This window comes from Haloarchaeobius lipolyticus, from assembly GCF_051208015.1.
Taxonomy (GTDB): Archaea; Halobacteriota; Halobacteria; order Halobacteriales; family Natrialbaceae; genus Haloarchaeobius.
This window is the reverse complement of the sequence record NZ_JBPKGF010000002.1, coordinates 796027-812478: the sequence shown is the minus strand read 5'-3', so window position 1 is coordinate 812478 and position 16452 is coordinate 796027. Positions and strand designations below refer to the sequence as shown.

Annotated in this window: 13 protein-coding genes; 4 read left to right on the top strand and 9 right to left on the bottom strand. The window is 66.7% G+C overall.

What is annotated here, in order from left to right:
* Nucleotides 1-120: 120 nt before the first annotated feature.
* Nucleotides 121-2532, top strand: a complete 2412-nt coding sequence (locus tag ACSC1Y_RS07115) for a DUF2298 domain-containing protein (RefSeq protein ID WP_435334042.1) — start codon at nucleotides 121-123, stop codon at nucleotides 2530-2532.
* An 8-nt stretch (nucleotides 2533-2540) separates the two neighbouring features.
* Here ACSC1Y_RS07115 and ACSC1Y_RS07110 read toward each other — a convergent pair whose 3' ends face one another.
* Entirely contained in the window at nucleotides 2541-3989 is a 1449-nt protein-coding gene (locus ACSC1Y_RS07110; RefSeq protein ID WP_435334041.1) for an NCS2 family permease, read from the bottom strand.
* 381 nt (nucleotides 3990-4370) lie between these two features.
* Here ACSC1Y_RS07110 and ACSC1Y_RS07105 point away from each other — a divergent pair, with 381 nt between their 5' ends.
* A complete protein-coding gene (locus tag ACSC1Y_RS07105) occupies nucleotides 4371-6293 on the top strand; it encodes a DEAD/DEAH box helicase (protein WP_435334040.1) in 1923 nt (640 codons plus the stop codon).
* A 55-nt stretch (nucleotides 6294-6348) separates the two neighbouring features.
* Here the strand turns inward: ACSC1Y_RS07105 and ACSC1Y_RS07100 are convergent, their stop codons facing one another.
* The 4 genes from ACSC1Y_RS07100 to ACSC1Y_RS07085 all read right to left on the bottom strand — a co-directional run bounded on the left by ACSC1Y_RS07100 (nucleotide 6349) and on the right by ACSC1Y_RS07085 (nucleotide 10622).
* Nucleotides 6349-7065, bottom strand: a complete 717-nt coding sequence (locus tag ACSC1Y_RS07100; protein ID WP_435334038.1) for a phosphoribosyltransferase family protein — start codon at nucleotides 7063-7065, stop codon at nucleotides 6349-6351.
* Nucleotides 7066-7222: 157 nt separating this feature from the next.
* A complete protein-coding gene (gene thrS, locus ACSC1Y_RS07095; RefSeq protein ID WP_435334037.1) occupies nucleotides 7223-9157 on the bottom strand; it encodes a threonine--tRNA ligase in 1935 nt (644 codons plus the stop codon).
* Between the two features lie 273 nt (nucleotides 9158-9430).
* Complete coding sequence (pyrE, locus tag ACSC1Y_RS07090; protein ID WP_435334036.1) at nucleotides 9431-9961, bottom strand: orotate phosphoribosyltransferase; 531 nt, start codon at nucleotides 9959-9961, stop codon at nucleotides 9431-9433.
* 115 nt (nucleotides 9962-10076) lie between these two features.
* On the bottom strand, nucleotides 10077-10622 hold the full coding sequence (locus tag ACSC1Y_RS07085) for a CDP-2,3-bis-(O-geranylgeranyl)-sn-glycerol synthase (RefSeq protein ID WP_435334035.1): 546 nt from the start codon (nucleotides 10620-10622) through the stop codon (nucleotides 10077-10079).
* Between the two features lie 154 nt (nucleotides 10623-10776).
* Between ACSC1Y_RS07085 and ACSC1Y_RS07080 the strand changes: the two genes are divergently transcribed.
* Together ACSC1Y_RS07080 and ACSC1Y_RS07075 are read left to right on the top strand one after the other, a co-directional pair.
* Nucleotides 10777-11616: a proline dehydrogenase family protein gene (locus ACSC1Y_RS07080; protein WP_435334034.1), complete on the top strand. Its 840-nt coding sequence runs from the start codon at nucleotides 10777-10779 to the stop codon at nucleotides 11614-11616.
* Nucleotides 11617-11669: 53 nt separating this feature from the next.
* A complete protein-coding gene (locus tag ACSC1Y_RS07075; protein ID WP_435334033.1) occupies nucleotides 11670-12332 on the top strand; it encodes a DUF502 domain-containing protein in 663 nt (220 codons plus the stop codon).
* 78 nt (nucleotides 12333-12410) lie between these two features.
* Here ACSC1Y_RS07075 and ACSC1Y_RS07070 read toward each other — a convergent pair whose 3' ends face one another.
* From ACSC1Y_RS07070 to ACSC1Y_RS07055, 4 genes are all read right to left on the bottom strand, one after another.
* Entirely contained in the window at nucleotides 12411-13364 is a 954-nt protein-coding gene (locus tag ACSC1Y_RS07070; protein WP_435334032.1) for a branched-chain amino acid transaminase, read from the bottom strand.
* A 239-nt stretch (nucleotides 13365-13603) separates the two neighbouring features.
* The gene (locus ACSC1Y_RS07065; RefSeq protein WP_435334031.1) at nucleotides 13604-14101 is read right to left on the bottom strand and encodes a DUF367 family protein; all 498 of its coding nucleotides are present in this window, start codon (nucleotides 14099-14101) and stop codon (nucleotides 13604-13606) included.
* A 67-nt stretch (nucleotides 14102-14168) separates the two neighbouring features.
* The gene (locus ACSC1Y_RS07060; RefSeq protein WP_435334030.1) at nucleotides 14169-14585 is read right to left on the bottom strand and encodes a hypothetical protein; all 417 of its coding nucleotides are present in this window, start codon (nucleotides 14583-14585) and stop codon (nucleotides 14169-14171) included.
* A gap of 74 nt (nucleotides 14586-14659) precedes the next feature.
* Nucleotides 14660-16399 carry a Rieske (2Fe-2S) protein gene (locus tag ACSC1Y_RS07055; RefSeq protein WP_435334029.1) on the bottom strand — a complete coding sequence of 580 codons (1740 nt, stop codon included), beginning with the start codon at nucleotides 16397-16399 and terminating at the stop codon, nucleotides 14660-14662.
* Nucleotides 16400-16452 lie beyond the last annotated feature (53 nt).

Below are 16452 nucleotides of genomic sequence, written 5' to 3'. Positions count from 1 at the left end.
AGTAGTGATAAAACTCCGACACGAATTCGTGTGACTCCAAACCGTGCCCCCGGTTGGCAGGAGCCCGAGCACGACAGAAGATACTTGTACAGTTGCAAGATATGTCCCGCTGACGTGCTGGTGAGCCCCATCGTGGTGTGGCTCATCGTACTCGCCCTCTGTACGCTCGCCGGCCTCCCGCTCGCGGCAGCGCTCTTTCCCCGGTCGCCCGACCGTGGCCTGGCGTTCGCCCTCCCACTGTCGCTGGCGGTCGTGACGCTGGTCGCCTACTGGCTCGGTCAGGTCACCTTCGGCCGGACGACGGTCGCCGTCGCGGTTGTCGCCCTCGCCGGATCGAGCGTCCTCGCGAGTCGAGCCGCACCCTCCGTCCCTCGTCGTATCGCCATCGAACCAGTCGCGGTCTTCGCGGTCGCGTTCGCGGCCATGCTCGCGGTCCGACTCGCCCATCCCGCCGTGGTCCCGCAGGGAGGCGAGAAGTTCCTCGACTACGGACTGCTCCAGTCGGTCCTCCGGGCCGACGCGCTCCCGCCGGCCGACTTCTGGTTCGCCGGCGAGCGGGTGCGCTACTACTACGGCGGCCATCTCGTCGCTGGCGTCGTCTCGATGCTCGCCGGCGTCGAGGCTCGCTACGCCTACAACCTCGCGATGCCGACGTTCTTCGCCTGCATCGCCACGAGCGCGTACGGGCTTGCGGGCTGGCTCGCCACCGAGAACGGCCACTCCCGCCGACTGGGGGGGTCGCTCGGCGTCGTGCTGGTCGCCTTCGGCAACAACCTCGCGCCGGCCGCCCGTCTCGCCGCCGGTCTCCTCCCCGAACCGGTCGGCGTGACCTACGGTCGCGCCATCGTCGCTGGCATCCGGCTGCCGTATCCCCAGGCGTTCACCCAGACCGTCGGCCTGTCGAACTGGTCGCTCTGGAACACGCGGTACGTGCTCGACGGGACGCTCGTCGTCTCGCCGTCGTGGGAGTACGTGAACGGCGACCTCCACGCACACGTCATCGCGCCGGTGTTCACCCTGCTGGTCGTCGCGCTGTGTCTCTCCTGGTGGACCGCCCCCGACGACGACCCGACTCGCTGGCTCGTTCTGGCAGCCGCCGCGCCGCTCGCCGGCCTGCTGGCGCTGACGAACCTCTGGAGCGTGCCGACCGCCTGCGGGCTCGTCTTCCTCACGGTCGCCTGTTCGAGCTCGCATCCGCTTCGCTCGTCTCCGCTCCGATCGTGGGCCGGTGACCGCCGCGTTCACCGGGAACTCTCGCGGCTCGGAAGTGCCGCCGTCGCGGCCGTCGCCGTCGGGCTCGGCGGGGTCATCACCGCTGCCCCCTTCCTGCTCGACCACACACCGATCAGTCGTGGCGTCGGCTTCTTGCCCGACCGGAGCGCACTCGTCCCGTTCGTCCTCGCGTGGGGGCTGTTCGTCGTCCCGTTCGCGGTCGTCGTCCTGCCCCGTCTCCGCGAGTGGGCCGGCACTTCCCGTGCGCAGACCGCAGCCGTGGCCGCGCTCGCGCTCGTCTCGCTCGCCGGCTTGCTGGTCGACTTCGCCGCGCTCACCCTGCTCGCGCCCCTCGTCGCCGGGGGCTGGCTCCTCGCCCGACAGCGCGGCAGCTACACGCCCGTGTTGATCGTCGCGGGCGCGGGCCTCCTCCTCGTCGTCGAGGTCGCCTACGCCCGGGTCTGGCCGCTCAACTCGCTGGTCCGCTGGAACACCGTCTACAAGGTATCCATGCAGGCGTGGGTGCTGTGGGGCGTCGCCGGTGGCGCCGTCCTCGCCGGCTGGGCGTCGGAGCTGGCGGCGCTGGTCGGCGACCGAACCACCTGCGGCGGCGACGTGTCCGGGACGGGTCGCGGGGATTCGGGGACGCTCGACGGGAACACGGAGAGGCTCCGCGGGAAATCGGAGACCCTCCGCGGGAACGCCGGAACCGTCGCGAAGAGCCTCCTGCTGGTCGTCCTGGTCTGTTCGACCTGCGCCTTCCCCGTGCTCGTCGCCACGGAGACGGTCGCCCCGGGTCTCGAACACCGCGGCGTCGACGGCCTGACGCTCGATTCGACGGCTTACGTCGAACACGCCGCCCCGGACGAGGATGCCGCAATCGAGTGGCTGGAGGCTCGCGAAGGGACGCCGACGATACTCACCGAGGGGAGCGGTGACCTCTACCAGTGGCACTCCGCGCCAGCCACCCTGAGCGGGCTCCCGACGGTCGCCGGCTGGAAGCACGAAGCTGGCTACCGGGGACGGGCGGCGTTCGACGAACGGCTCGCGGTCACGAGACAGATGTACGTCGCGAACTGGTCGACCTCGGCCCGGCTGCTGGCCGAGTACGACGTCAGGTACGTCTACGTCGGTCCCGACGAGCGCACGAGCTACGGCGCGTCGACGCTGCCAGAATCGCCCGAGTACGGTATCCACGACTTCGACGCGAAGCAGGGCGTCACCGTCGCGCACCGGAGCGGGAAGGTGACCATCTACGAGATAGACGAAGAAGAGATGTGTGCCGCAGACGGCGTGGACTGCCCGGAACCGGACAGCTGAACCCCGTCTCAGCCGACCATTCCGCTCGTCCGTACCGCGAAGTAGCCGAGGAACGCGAGCGCGAGCACCCACTGTCCTGCGGAGACGTCGTCCAGCTCACCGGCGGCCGCCTTCACCAGCGGGTAGCTGAGGATGCCCGCCGCGATACCGTACGCGATGGAGAAGGTGAACGGCATGATCATGATGGTCAGGCCGGCCGGGACCGCGTGGGTGATGTCGTCCCACTGGATCTCGACCACGTTCCGGAGCATCAGGATGGCGATGACGACCAGCGCCAGGTGCGAGGCGTACATCGGAATCGCCGCCGCGAGCGGGACGAACACGAGCGAGACCAGGAACAGGCCGGCGACGACGAGCGCCGTCATGCCCGTCCGGCCGCCCTCCTCGACGCCGGTCGCGGACTCGATGTAGGTCGTGACGGTCGAGGTGCCGAGGATGCCGCCGGCGGTGGTGCCGACCGCGTCGGCCATCAGCGGCTTGTCGACGTCGGGCAGGTTGCCGTCCTCGTCGAGGAAGTCACCAGCCTGTCCGACGCCCACGAGGGTGCCGGCGGTGTCGAAGAAGTCGACGAAGAAGAACGTGAAGACGACCAGCGCGAAGGTGAACGCCTCGACGTTCTGGAAGCCGGAGAGGAACGCGCCCACGAGGGGCGTGATGTCGTAGGTCGCCGCGGGGAGTGCCCCCGCGTTGATGCCGCCCTCCTGGATGAACGCACCGGCCAGCACCTCGGGCTTGACGACGCCGAGGAACGTCAGCGCGAAGCCGACGAGCGTGGTGGCGACGATGCCGATGATGATGGAGCCCTTCACGCCGCGGGCGTAGAGTCCGAGCGTGAGGAACAGCCCGAGGATGGAGACGAGTGCGACGGGGCTCTGGGCGAGCGAGCCGAGCGTGACCATCGTCGCCTCGTCGGGGGTGACGACGCCCATCGCCTGCAGGCCGATGATGCCCAGGAACAGGCCGATACCGGTTCCGACCGAGAACTTAACCGGTTCGGGGATGAGCCGAACGACGTACTCACGCGCCCCGACGGCGGTGAGGATGATGAAGACGATACCCTCGACGAAGACCGCGGCGAGTGCGGTCTGCCACGGGATGCCGAGCCCGAGGACGACCGTGAACGCGAAGAACGCGTTCAGGCCGAGCCCCGGCGCCTGTGCGAACGGTCTGTTCGCGTAGAACGCCATCACCGTCGTCGCGACGACGCTGGCGAGGATGGTGACGACCGCCAGCATCTGGATGACCTGGCCGGTCGAGTACCCCTCGATCTTCACGGCGGCGCTCATGATAGCGGGGTTGACCGCGACGATGTAGCTCATCGTCAGGAAGGTCGTGATACCCGCGACTATCTCTGTTTTCAGATCGGTCCCGTGCTCCTCGAAGCCGAAGTAGTCGGCGAACCAGCTGTCCCCACCCGTGGACGTGGTCTGGTTGGCCGTGCTCTCACTTGAACCCATGATGCACGTATGGCCAACCACAGAATTTGTATAGTAAAGGGTTTCGGAAATTCTGCGCCGATTTGAACACGAACTTGTATATATTTGCTCTCTCCCCCCGGGAACTGGCAGACGGAACGCCGGTGTCCTGGACTTTCGTTGTCATGCTCGGGTATGATATCCCCACCCGACCGCCGTTCCGATCATCCCCCTCGAACGGTTCCCTCACCGGCGCCATCGACACGACCTGTCACGTGAATATGATTGCGAGAACATGACATCCGTGGCTGTCACGACACCACTGGAGAGGATAAACAGGGGTCGACCGACGCTCGCGGTGGAAACCTCTCACGCTGACACCACGACTCGACTTTTTATACCATCGGGCACAACCCTGAGGCAATGGACGTCGTGGACCTGCCCCTCGCCGACCGGTTCGTCGACCACTTCCACGCGAAGGGCATCGAGTCGCTCTACCCGCCACAGGCCGCCGCAGTCGAAGCCGGGGTCTGCGAGGGCGGTCGCGTCGTCGCGGCGGTCCCCACCGCGTCGGGCAAGACCTTCGTCGCCCAGCTTGCGATGCTGACGAGCGACGGGCCCGCCCTCTACGTGGTTCCCCTGCGGGCGCTCGCGACGGAGAAGTACGACGAGTTCTGCGAGCTTCCCGACGTCTCCGTTGGCATCTCGACGGGCGACTTCGACGCGACCGACGAGGAGTTGGCCGAACACGACATCGTCGTCGCCACCTCGGAGAAGGTCGACTCCGCCATCAGGAACGGTGCTGCATGGGTCGAGGCCGTCGACTGCGCCGTCGTCGACGAGATCCACCTGCTGGACGCGGACGGGAGAGGCCCGACGCTCGAAGTGACCATCGCCAAGCTTCGCCGGCTCACGCCCGACATCCAGCTCGTCGGGCTCTCGGCGACGGTCGGCAACGCGGGCGAGATAGCCGACTGGCTCGACGCGGAACTCGTCCACTCCACCTGGCGCCCGGTCGACCTCCGGACCGGCGTCTTCTCGGATGGAACCGTCGAGTTCGACGACGGCGAATCGCGTGACGTCGATACCGGCGGCGACCAGCCCGCAATCGCACTCGCCCGCGAAGCCGTCGACGACGGCGGCCAGTGCCTCGTCTTCGTCTCCTCGCGCAAGAACGCACAGGCGCTCGCGGCCGAGTTCGCCGACGAGGGGTTCACCCACGCCCCCGAGGTCGCGGAGGACCTCCGGACGACCGCCGTCACGGATACGGGAATCGACCTCGCCCGCTGTGCCGCCCACGGGGTCGCCTTCCACCACGCCGGGCTCTCGGCGGAGCACCGGAGACTCGTCGAGGACGCCTTCCGCGACCGGCAGCTGAAGGTCCTCTGTGCGACCCCGACGCTCGCCGCGGGTGTCAACGTCCCCGCCCGCCGCGTGGTGGTCCGCGACCACGAACGGTACGACGGCAGCGGGATGGAACCCCTGCCGGTACTCGAGGTCCACCAGATGTTCGGCCGTGCTGGCCGACCACATCTCGACCCCTACGGCGAGGCGATGCTCGTCGCTGGCGCTGGCGAAGCCGACACCGTCAGGAAGCGCTACATCGGCGCCGAACCCGAGCGCGTCACCTCGAAGCTCCACTCTGAGCGCGCCCTGCGGACCCACGTCCTCTCGACCGTCGCGTCGGGCTTCGCCGACTCCAGAACGGCGGTCCTCGAGCTGCTGGACGAGACGTTCTACGGCCACCAGCGCGAGAGCGGCAGCCTCGAGGAAGTCGTCGACGACGTGCTCACCTACCTCGACGCGGCGGGGATGCTGGAGCGGAGCGGCGGCGGCCTCGCCGCGACCGAGCTCGGCCGGCTCGTCTCGCGGGTCTACGTCGACCCCGTGACGGGCGCGTCGGTCATCCACGCCATCGAGCGCGCCAGCGACCTGCCCAGGATCACCCCGCTCACGGTCCTGGAACTCGTCTGCGACACGACCGACATGCCCGAACTCTACACGAGAAACGAGGAGGCGGGTCGGCTCACCGACGAGGCGATGCGCCGCGAGAACGAGCTCTCGAAGTCGGTGATGGACTTCGACGGCGACTTCCAGTCGTGGCTGGACGTGTTCAAGACCGCGCACATGCTCGACGCGTGGGCCTCGGGCGACGAGGCCGACGCGGTGGCAGAGCGCTACGGCGTCGGGCCCGGCGACGTGCGACGAATCGCGGAGCGAGCCGCGTGGCTACTGGCGGCGACGGAGTCGCTGGCGCAGTACATCGCCGACGACGGGAGAGACGTCTCGCGGGTGGCGAGCGTTATTCGAGAGACGCGGGAGAAACTGGTCGAGCGGGACCTGTAAGACGGAGACGTTCGTGACGGATGACCGTGAGCGGGGGGACGGCGCAGAGAGTATGTCAGGGCTCGACATCGACCAGCGCCCCGACCGGCGCCTCGGTCCGCTCCGCGGCCCGCTCTTTCCCCTCGTCGCCGACCGCGATGAGCGCGAAGACGCCCGCCACGTCCGCGTCCGCGTCGGCCACGATGTCGAGCAGGAGCTCCTGCGTCTCGCCGGAGCGGATGAGGTCGTCGACGACGAGCACGGAGTCGCCCGCGTCGAGGGCCGACGCCGGCAGGTAGTAGGTCAGTTCGATGCCGGACTGGAGGCGCTGACGGGCCTCGATGAACTCCTCGACGGCGGTCTCTTTGCCCTTCTTCGCGTAGATGCAGTCGGCGCCGAAGTAGCTCGCCATCGAAGCGGCGAGGGTGATGCCGTCGGTCGCGGCCGTGAGGACCGCGTCCGGACGGTCGAAACCGAACGCGTCGGCGGCGACGGGTGCGACGAGGTCGAGGAACGCCTGGTCGAACACGGCGGCGGAGTTGTCGACGTAGCCCTCGTCGTCGACCCGGATGCGGGCGCCGAGTTCCTCGGCCAGCTCGTCTCGGCCGACGCCTTCGACGACGTCGCGGGCGCGCTCGGTGCTCGGGAGGACGTGGCCGTTGACGTACCGGTTCAGGTCGCCGGCGGGCAGCCCCGTCAGCGCTGCCAGCTCGTCGTAGGTGCGCGTCTCCTTCAGCATCTGGAGAACGTCGACGGCCCGAAGCTGGAGGGCCGCCTTCTCTGCGCGGTTCATGGCCCACCTACACAGTTGCACAAGTATGAATACGTCGAATCAGTTTGTCGACGGACTATCCACGGTAGTGGATATCTCGTTCGGCGGTGTCCTGAGAAAAGCCGGTGTCGAAAACAGTCCAAGGTGCCGCGACGGCACCAGCCAGGTAGCGGGACGCTCAGTCGAGGAAGTCCGGTTCGACGCGCTTCTCGCCGTACTCGCTCTGGAGGTGCGCGAGGAACTCGGCGGGGTCGACGTCGTACTCCTGGCGCTCCTTGCGGTCGCGCACGGAGATGGTACCGTCTTCCTCCTCGTTGTCGCCGACGATGATCATGTACGGCACGCGGTCGTTGTGCGCGCCGCGGATCTTCCGCTCGATGGTCGCGTCGCGGTCGATGACCTCGGTGCGGAACTCACCGAACTGCTCGGCGATGTCGTAGGCGTACTCGAGGTTGTCGTCCGAGATGGGCAGGATACGGACCTGTTCGGGCGCGAGCCAGAATGGGAACTTGCCCGCAAAGTGCTCGATGAGCACCATGAAGAAGCGCTCGTAGGAGCCGTACAGGGCGCGGTGGACCATCACCGGGCGCTCGTGTTCGTTCTCCTGGCTGACGTAGCTCAGGTCGAAGCGCTCGGGCATGTTGAAGTCGAGCTGGACCGTCGGGCCGTCCCACTTGCGTCCGAGGGCGTCGGTGAACGCGAAGTCGATCTTGGGGCCGTAGAAGGCGCCGTCGCCCTCTTCGAGCTTGTAGTCCATGTCGCGATTCTCGAGGACCGCGGTGAGCTGTTCCTCGGCCTGCTCCCAGATCTCGTCGCTGCCGACGGACTTCTCGGGACGGGTCGCGAGTGCGACCTCGAACTCCAGCCCGAAGGTCTCGAGGATCTGCATGATGATGTCCATGATTGCCTCGACTTCGACCTCGATCTGGTCGGGGCGGACGAACAGGTGGCCGTCGTCGATGGTGAACGCCCAGACGCGCGAGAGGCCGGACAGCTCGCCGCGCTGTTCCTTGCGGTAGACCTTCCCGTTCTCGGCGTAGCGGATGGGCAGTTCGCGGTAGCTCCACGAGTGGTCGTGGTAGATGGCCGCGTGGCCCGGGCAGTTCATCGGCTTGAGGCCGTACTCGTCGTCGCCCACGTCGAACAGGAACATGTCGTCGTGGTAGTTCTCGTAGTGGCCCGACTGCTTCCAGAGGTCGGTCTTGAAGACGTGCGGCGTCTCGACGTACTCGTAGCCGGCGTCGAGGTTCATCTCCTCGATGAACCGCTCGAGCTCTCGCAGGACGGTCTTCCCGTTCGGGTGGTAGAGCGGGAGGCCCGGACCCGTCACGTCCTGGATGGAGAACAGGTTCATCTCGCTGCCGATCTTGCGATGGTCGCGTCGCTCGGCCTCCTCCTTGCGCTCGAGGAACTGCTCGAGGTGGGACTCCTTCTCGAAGGCGGTCCCGTATATGCGCGTCTGCATCTCGTTCTCCTCGTCACCCTTCCAGTAGGCGCCGGCGATCTCGAGCAGGTCGATGCAGCCGATCTCGCCCGTCGAAGCGACGTGCGGGCCGGCACAGAGGTCCGAGAACTCGCCCTGCGAGTAGAAGGTGACCGCCTTGCCCTCCGCCTCCAGCTCGTTGAGCAGTTCGAGCTTGTACGGCTGGTCGGCGAGTCGCTCGCGGGCCTCCTCGTAGCTGACCTCTTCGCGCTCGATGTCGAGGTCCGCCTCGATGATGTCGCGCATCTCGTCCTCGAGGTCGGCGAGGTCAGCGGCGTCGACGTCGATGTCGTCGAAGTCGTAATAGAACCCCTCGTCCGTCGGCGGGCCGATGGCGAGCTTCGCGTCGGGATACGCTCGCTGGACGGCCTGCGCCAGGACGTGCGCCGCCGAGTGACGCATGACCTGCAGGTACTCGTCGGACTGGTCGGTGACTATCTCGATGCTCGCTCCGTCGTGTACGGGTGCTTCCTTCGCGACGAGGTCGCCGTCTATCTTTCCGGCGACCGTATCTTTCCCGAGACCGGGGCCGATCTCGTAGGCGACGTCCTGGACGCTCGCGTCGCTGGGGACCGCGAGTTCCGTTCCGTCTGGGAGCACTACCGCTATCTGTTGTTCTGATTTCGACATGGGTGACGTTCCTCGAACTGGTCGGTGTCTGCCAACGCGAGAATCGGTAGGTGGAGTTTGATGTTAGCGGGTCGAAGCCCGGCCTGTAAAGCAGACACCTACCATCGTACATCCTCATATCCGGTTCTCCGAGAAAAGGGTTGCGTTTCACGTGACCGAATCCAGCAATCAATGGTCGAAACAGTGGTCTACGGTAGCACGAACCGAACTTTATATATCAGGCAGCGAGTCGGGGTTCGCCTCGCACACCGGCACGTTCGACTGTCCAGCTGGTCACTCCTCGCCGGCGAGTAGCTCACTCGCGGTCACGAGCGCTTCCATCTCCACGCCGGCTTCGGCGAGATTCTCGCGGCCACCCTCCTCGCGGTCGACCACGATGAGTGCGCGATTCACGACGGCGCCCGCGTCGCGCAGCGCTTCGACGGCATCGACGGCGGACTGCCCCGTCGTCGCGATGTCCTCGACGACGATGACCTCCTCACCCTCCTCGAGGCGTCCCTCGACGAGGTTGGCGGTTCCGTACTCCTTCTGCTTCTTTCGGGCGATGACGTAGGGTCGCTTCGCCTTCAGTGCGGTCGCTGCGACCAGCGGAACGCCGCCGAGGGCGACGCCCGCCAGCTTCGCGTCGGTGTCTGCGACCTTCTCGGCGAACGCCTCGGCGATGAGGTCGAGACAGGTCGGGTCTGTCTCGAACAGGTACTTGTCGACGTAGTACTCGCTGGTGCCGCCGTGGCTCAGTTCGAACTCGCCGAACTGGACCGCGTCGGCCGCCTTCAGGGCCGCGATGAGTTCCTCGGAAGCCATTGTCCACAGAGGCGGGAGGACAGGGTATAAACGCGGTGGATTCTGTGCTGGGCGGTTCGGGACGGCCTGCCGGCGCGACCGGCCCCCGTCGCAGCTCATCAGGCTTCGTCGCCGCTTACCAGGGCTCCTCTTTCAGGTGGAGCGCGTACGCGATGCCGTTCGTGCTCAGGTGGAGCACCGGGGTCATGACGAGCACGACCGCGAGCACTGGCCAGGTGAACACCGACCAGAACCAGCCGGGCGCGGCGAGCGCCGTCAGTCCGAGTGCGACGACGACGAAGTCGAGCTGGTCGAGCCCAGGGAACGAGGCCCCGCGCTCGCGGCCGGTCCGACGCTTGAGGAAGGACGCGAGGATGTCGCCTAGCATCGCACCGAAGGCGAGGGTGAACGCGACGACGAGGGGGAAGTGTGGGAGGTCGACGCCGACGGCGGTTCCGACCGGTTCGTTGATCGCCGAGAGGAGGAGCGCGAGGGCGACGCCGGTCAGGGTGCCGAAGACGGTTCCGCGCCAGGTCTTACCGTCACCCAGCAATCGTCTACCCTTCCAGGTGCGGCCGGCGTCGATGGGCGGGCCGCCACCGAACAGGACGGCGGCGTTGTTCGGGACGTAGGCGGGAAGCATCGCCCAGAACGCGGCCGCGACCGTCGCAACGAGTTCCATATTCGTTCGAACTGCTGGTGGTGTCTTAACGCCCGGGGATTCTGTCGTCGAGTTCATACGTGGTCGCCGCGGTCCACTTGAGACCCGGGGGTGAGACCGGACCAGCGACTCCGGACCATCAACCCTCTTATATCGGGCCATCGCAGATAACGCCATGATACCCCCTATCGCCTCGAAGTTCGTCGCGGGCGAGTCGCCAGCCGAGGCGATTGCCCACGCGAAACAGCTGAACGAGGACGGCATCAAGGTCATCCTCAACCTGCTCGGAGAACACTACGACAACCGCGAGGAAGCGTCCGAGGACGCCGCCGAGTACGTCCAGCTCGTCGAGGACATCGGCCGGAGCGACATCGACGCCTGCATCTCGGTCAAGCCCTCGCAGATCGGCCTCGACGCCGGCGAGGAGGTCTTCGACGACCTGCTCGGAGACATCGTCGAGGTCGCGGACGAACACGGCACCTTCGTCTGGGTCGACATGGAGGACCGCCACACCACGGACGCGACCCTCGACGCCTTCGAGAAGTACACCACGCAGACCGACGGGAACGTCGGCGTCTGCGTCCAGGCCAACCTCAAGCGGACCGAGGAGGACATCGAGCGTCTCGCCGACCTGCCGGGCAAGGTCCGTCTGGTCAAGGGTGCCTACGACGAGCCGAAGGAGGCGGCCTACAAGGAGAAGTCACGGGTCGACGAGCAGTACGAGAAACTGCTCGAGTACATGTTCGAGCACTTCGAGGACGGGGTGGCGGTCGGGAGTCACGACCCGAAGATGATCGACTTCGCCGCGGAACTCCACGGGGAGTACGGCACCCCGTACGAGATACAGATGCTCATGGGCGTGCGCGAGGGCGCACAGGTCGACCTCGCCAGCGAGGGCGTCGAGGTCTGGCAGTACGCGCCCTACGGCGGGAAGTGGTTCCAGTACTTCTACCGACGTGTGCGCGAGCGCAAGGAGAACCTGACGTTCGCCCTGCGGGCGGTCCTCGGGCGGTGACGACGAACCGATAGGAACAGAACCATAACCCCCTGGACAGATACTCCACCCATATGTCCTCGTGGAAACGGGACTTCGCGTCTGGTCTCATCGTCGTCATCCCCGTCCTCGTCACCGCGTTCGTCATCGCGTGGCTCTACACCCGTATCGCGGGTGTCACACCGAACAGAGTCATCAGCGTCGAACTCCTGACGGGACTCGGACTCGAACAGCAAGTCGCGAACTACCTCGTCGAGCCGTTGCGCGTGTTGGCAGTACTGGCCGTCTTCATCGTCTTCGTCTTCTCGGTGGGATACCTGATGCGAACCGCGGTCGGTGGCGTCTTCGAAGGGATAATCGACGACATCGCGAACCGCGTTCCTGGCCTTCGCGTCGTCTACAACGCCTCGAAGATGGCGGCCGAGACCGCCCTCGGCGGGACCGAAGCCCTTCAGGCCCCGGTCAAAGTGACGACGTGGAATGGGATGCGGATGACCGCGTTCAAGACGGGAAAAAGGACAGACGACGGCCGCGAAGTACTGTTTCTCCCGACCGCTCCTAACATCACGACCGGCTTCGTCATCGAGGTCTCTCCCGACGAGATAACCGAGACCGACGAGAAGGTCGAGGACGCGCTCACGCGCATCCTCTCGGCCGGGTTCGGTGACGCCGACCGCGTCGGCGGCAACATCCCAATCGACGAACTGACGGGCAATAGCAGCGGCGACGACGAGTAACCACTTCTCTACGGCGCGCCATCGGGACGGACCGTTCTCTCGACACGCGAGAAGACGGAAGGAGCGTTCGACGGTAGTTCAGACGTCGACGTACTCGAACCACTCGTCGTGGTCGTCGGTCCGCCGGTGGACGACGTCGAAGAAGCGCTGTTGCAGTTCTTCGGTCACGGGACCGCGGGAGCCGTTACCGATTTCGACGTTGTCGACCTGGCGGATGGGCGTGACCTCGGCGGCCGAACCGGTGAAGAACAGTTCGTCGGCGGTGTGAAGTTCGCCGCGGGAGATGGTCGCGCCGTCGTGGACCTCGTAGCCCAGCTCTTCGGCGAGCGTGATGACGGTGTCGCGGGTGATGCCGTCGAGGATGCTCTCTGCGAGCCCCGGCGTGAATATCTCCCCGTCGCGGACGAGGAAGATGTTCTCGCCGGGACCCTCGGCGACGTTACCCTCCTTGTTCAGGACGATGGCCTCGCGGAAGCCGTTGCGCCGGGCTTCCTCACCGGCGAGCAGGCTGTTGACGTACAGGCCGGTCGTCTTCGCGTTCGTCGGAATCTGGCTGGAAGAGTGCTTGCGCCACGAGGAGACCTTCACCTTGATGCCGTTCTCGAGGGCGTCCTCACCGAGGTACGCGCCCCACGGCCAGACGGCGATCATCGTCCGCGTCGGGCACTCGCCCGGCGAGACGCCGAGGCTCTTGTAGCCGTAGTAGGCGAGCGGACGGATGTAGCACGAGCGGAGGTTCTGGTCGCTGATGAGCGTCTTCGTCGCCTCGGTCAGCTCCTCGGGCTCGTGGTCGATCTCCATGTCGTAGGGCTTGCAGGAGGCGTAGAGGCGGTCGAGGTGTTCCTGCCAGCGGAAGAGTGCCGGCCCGTCCTCGGTGTCGTAACACCGCGCACCCTCGAAGACACCGGTCCCGTAGTGCATCCCGTGGGACAGCACGTGAATCTGGGCGTCGTCCCAGTCGACGAACTCCCCGTCCATCCAGATCGTATCCAGCGCGTCGTTCTCGTCGCGCATCTCGTCGAACGTAGCCATAGTCTTGAGTGCAGACGAGACGGCAATAAAGATACCGCGATACTTGCCGTGACAGACACTCGAACCACAACTGGTCGCCGGGACCGTCTCGCCGGGCGATGGTTCATGTACGAAGCCGGGGCCAGGTACGACGTGCCCCAGCCAGTCACCGTGCGAGGAACCGCGGGTGCGCGACGCAGCCTCGCACGGGCGGCCGAGCGTCGCCTGTCCGCCCCAGAAGCCGTCCGACCCCGGTACCCTTACTCCTCGTCGGCCAGGTAGTCGTCCTGGACGGCGACGACCTCCGTCGAGTCGGTACAGTCGGCGTACCGCCTTAGCGGTTCGTCGTTCATCTCCAGGAACGTCTCGCCCCAGGTGAACTTCGCGAGAATCTCCTCTGCGTGCTCGCGCTCGCCGAGGATGCAGAGCGCCGCAGCCAGCGCCTCGACCGTCGTCAGCTTGAACGGCCGGCCGAAGTTGACCGGGTTCGCCGCCACGAGGAACGGGAGGGCGCGGTGTTCGCCGGCCATCTCGAACATCGCCGCCTCCGCCGTCTCCCACGAGCAGTCGAGCGCGACGAGGTTCCCGACCCCGGCGTCCGCCGGCGAGAGCGCCTGCTCCGCATGGGGGTTGAGGACGACCCCGTACGGCGTGGCCCGGTTCGAGCGGTGCAACTCGGCCAGGTCGAACCGGGCGAGCTTCCGGGCCGTGCACTTCTTCGGGTCGTCGTCGCCCTCGTATCGGACGTGGAGGTTCACGCGAGAGCGTTTCGTGTCGAGCGAGAAAAGCGGCTCGGGCCGTGCGCGAGCGGTGGCTGACCGACGGTCAGGTCAACTCCCCACGTAGCTCGTGCAGGTCGACGAGCACCTCGTCGCGCTCGTGTATCGTGTCGATGTGCTCGTCGCGGTCGCCGACGGTCTGCTCGTCGAGCGACGCGAACACGGCTCCGAGAAATGGTTCGAGTGCTTCCCGGAGCGCCGCGTAAGTCGTCTCCACCTGCTGGAGCTGGAAGTCGACCGTGATGCCGTCGACGCGCTCGGTGACCTCGTAGCCGAGGAAGCGAGGATGGCTTGCCCGCTCAAGTCGTGCGAGGTCGTACAGTCGGAGCAGCGCGTGCAGCGAGCCGTAGCTGTGGAACACCTGCTCGTCGTCGCGGACGACGGCGAACTCGATATGGTCGGAGGGCCCGGAGACGGCGGTCTCCCAGCCGCCGTAGACGCCGTGACAGTCGAAGCGAAGCATACGCGAGTCGAGGAAGTGGGGAGACAAAAGCGCCGCGTCGGGTGCGGTTCGCGTCCCGCACTGTGTGGTCGTGCTCACTCCTCGTGGATCGACTCTCCCCGGAGCAGTCGGGAGGCGATGGTGAACGTCTGCTCGGCCTCTCGGCGGGTCGGGAAGTGCGCCGCCATGTACCGGGCGATGGCGACCATCGCGGTCCGACCTCGCTCGTCGCTCTCGGCGAGCTGGAACTGTCTGACACCGGCTTCGTACGCCTGGAGCGTGTGGAAGTTCGCGTCCTCGCGGAGCAGGCAGTTCCCGAGGGTTCGTTTCAGGTCGTCGGGGTCGCCACCCGCGTCGAAGAACTCGCCGACGAGTTCTCCTGCTCGGTTCACCGAACCCTCCTGGTCGAACGTCTCCACGAGGTCGTCGAGGACGACGTCGGGGTCGCGCCCGGTTTCGCCCGGCTCCGGAATCTCGGCCGGCGGCGTGTTGAGGAACCGGTCCAGATAGACGTTCGCCGCGGCGTCGAAGACGCCCCGGTAGAGTTCCGTCGCTTCTATCCGGCGGGTCGCCTGGTGGACCGCGTTCGCGTAGGTGAACGTGTGGTGTACCGTGTTCCAGTCGGAGAACTCGTTGCTCGTGCCGAACCGGGCGACCCGACTGGCGGCGGCGTGAGCCACGGCGTGCGCCAGCTGTTCGGTCGTCGCCCCGGCCGCGATGGCGTCGGTGAGCGAGTCGACGATGGCCTGCGGGTCGTCGTCGAGGAGGGTCGTCTGGAGGTCGTCGGGTTCGGTCCAACTCTCACCCTCACCCGCGGCGACGAGTTCGTCGAGGTCGTCGAACGCGTCTTCGAGCATGGCCGCGAGGTCGACCGGCTGTCGCCACGAGGAGCGTTCCTCGCTCCGTTCGGCCTGCGTCAACGAATCGACGAGGCTGGCGAGCGTGTCGTCCGCGGCGTCCCAGCCGACGGTGTCGAGCGTCTCGACGGCCTTGTTGACGAAGTCCAGCGTGTGCCCAGTGTCGAGGTAGCGGTGGTCGGTCGCGGCGGCGAACAGCATCCGTTCGACGTGCTCCCGGTCGCAGGTGGCAACGGCGGTCCGGAGCACGCGCTCTGCGCCGTCGGAGTCGCGGACCTCGACGTTCTCGCGGAACCAGCGTTCCAGCCGAGCCGGTTCGACCTCGCGCGTCGAGAACGATGGCTGGTCGAAGTTCGGCGACTGGCCGGCGCAGTCACTGGCGACGTGTCGGAGGCCGGTGTACAGCGCCCGCTTCTGGTCCTGCTCGTCGAGGGCCGGAAGGACGTTGCCGAGCAGAGCGAGGATGGTCAGGCCGCGACCCCAGCCCTGTTCTCGAAAGCGGGTCCCGAATGCGACGCCCTGTGCGAGCGGGTCGGCAGGGTCGACGCCGGCGTCGAGCAGGCCGATGGTCGCCTTCGCCACGACGAGCCGCAGGTTCTCCTCGAGCCCTGTCTCCAGCCGGTTCGCCCAGTGCTCCGCCGGCGGCTCGTCGGGTTCGGGGTCGGGTTCGACGTAGACCTCGCCGTCGCGGACCTCGACCGGGTAGGCGAGCACGTCGTCGGCCCAGGGGTCGAAGGTGTCGCCACAGGAGAGTTCGAACCGGGCGTGGTGCCAGTGGCACGTCAGGATGCCGTCGTCGACGGTCCCCTCAGTCAGCGGGAATCCCATGTGCGGGCAGCGGTTGTCGACGGCGCGGACCTCGTCGTCGTGGTAGAACAGCGCGATTGCGTGGCCTCGTTTGTTGACGAGCTTCCGACCCTCGGTCTGGAGGTCGGAGAGCGAGCATGCGTGGACGAACCGGTCGTCGGTCGTGGACATACCACAGGGTTGGGCCGACTCGGAGTTAACGGTTCCCTGAAACGAATTACAGT

Bases quoted from the DNA above. Each gene is read 5' to 3' on its own strand.
- ACSC1Y_RS07070 (WP_435334032.1), bottom strand. From the start codon at position 13,364: ATGGCTACGTTCGACGAGATGCGCGACGAGAACGACGCGCTGGATACG.
- thrS (WP_435334037.1), bottom strand. From the start codon at position 9,157: ATGTCGAAATCAGAACAACAGATAGCGGTAGTGCTCCCAGACGGAACG.
- ACSC1Y_RS07060 (WP_435334030.1), bottom strand. From the start codon at position 14,585: ATGCTTCGCTTCGACTGTCACGGCGTCTACGGCGGCTGGGAGACCGCC.
- ACSC1Y_RS07055 (WP_435334029.1), bottom strand. From the start codon at position 16,399: ATGTCCACGACCGACGACCGGTTCGTCCACGCATGCTCGCTCTCCGAC.
- ACSC1Y_RS07085 (WP_435334035.1), bottom strand. From the start codon at position 10,622: ATGGAACTCGTTGCGACGGTCGCGGCCGCGTTCTGGGCGATGCTTCCC.
- ACSC1Y_RS07100 (WP_435334038.1), bottom strand. From the start codon at position 7,065: ATGAACCGCGCAGAGAAGGCGGCCCTCCAGCTTCGGGCCGTCGACGTT.
- ACSC1Y_RS07075 (WP_435334033.1), top strand. From the start codon at position 11,670: ATGTCCTCGTGGAAACGGGACTTCGCGTCTGGTCTCATCGTCGTCATC.
- ACSC1Y_RS07080 (WP_435334034.1), top strand. From the start codon at position 10,777: ATGATACCCCCTATCGCCTCGAAGTTCGTCGCGGGCGAGTCGCCAGCC.
- ACSC1Y_RS07105 (WP_435334040.1), top strand. From the start codon at position 4,371: ATGGACGTCGTGGACCTGCCCCTCGCCGACCGGTTCGTCGACCACTTC.
- pyrE (WP_435334036.1), bottom strand. From the start codon at position 9,961: ATGGCTTCCGAGGAACTCATCGCGGCCCTGAAGGCGGCCGACGCGGTC.
- ACSC1Y_RS07110 (WP_435334041.1), bottom strand. From the start codon at position 3,989: ATGGGTTCAAGTGAGAGCACGGCCAACCAGACCACGTCCACGGGTGGG.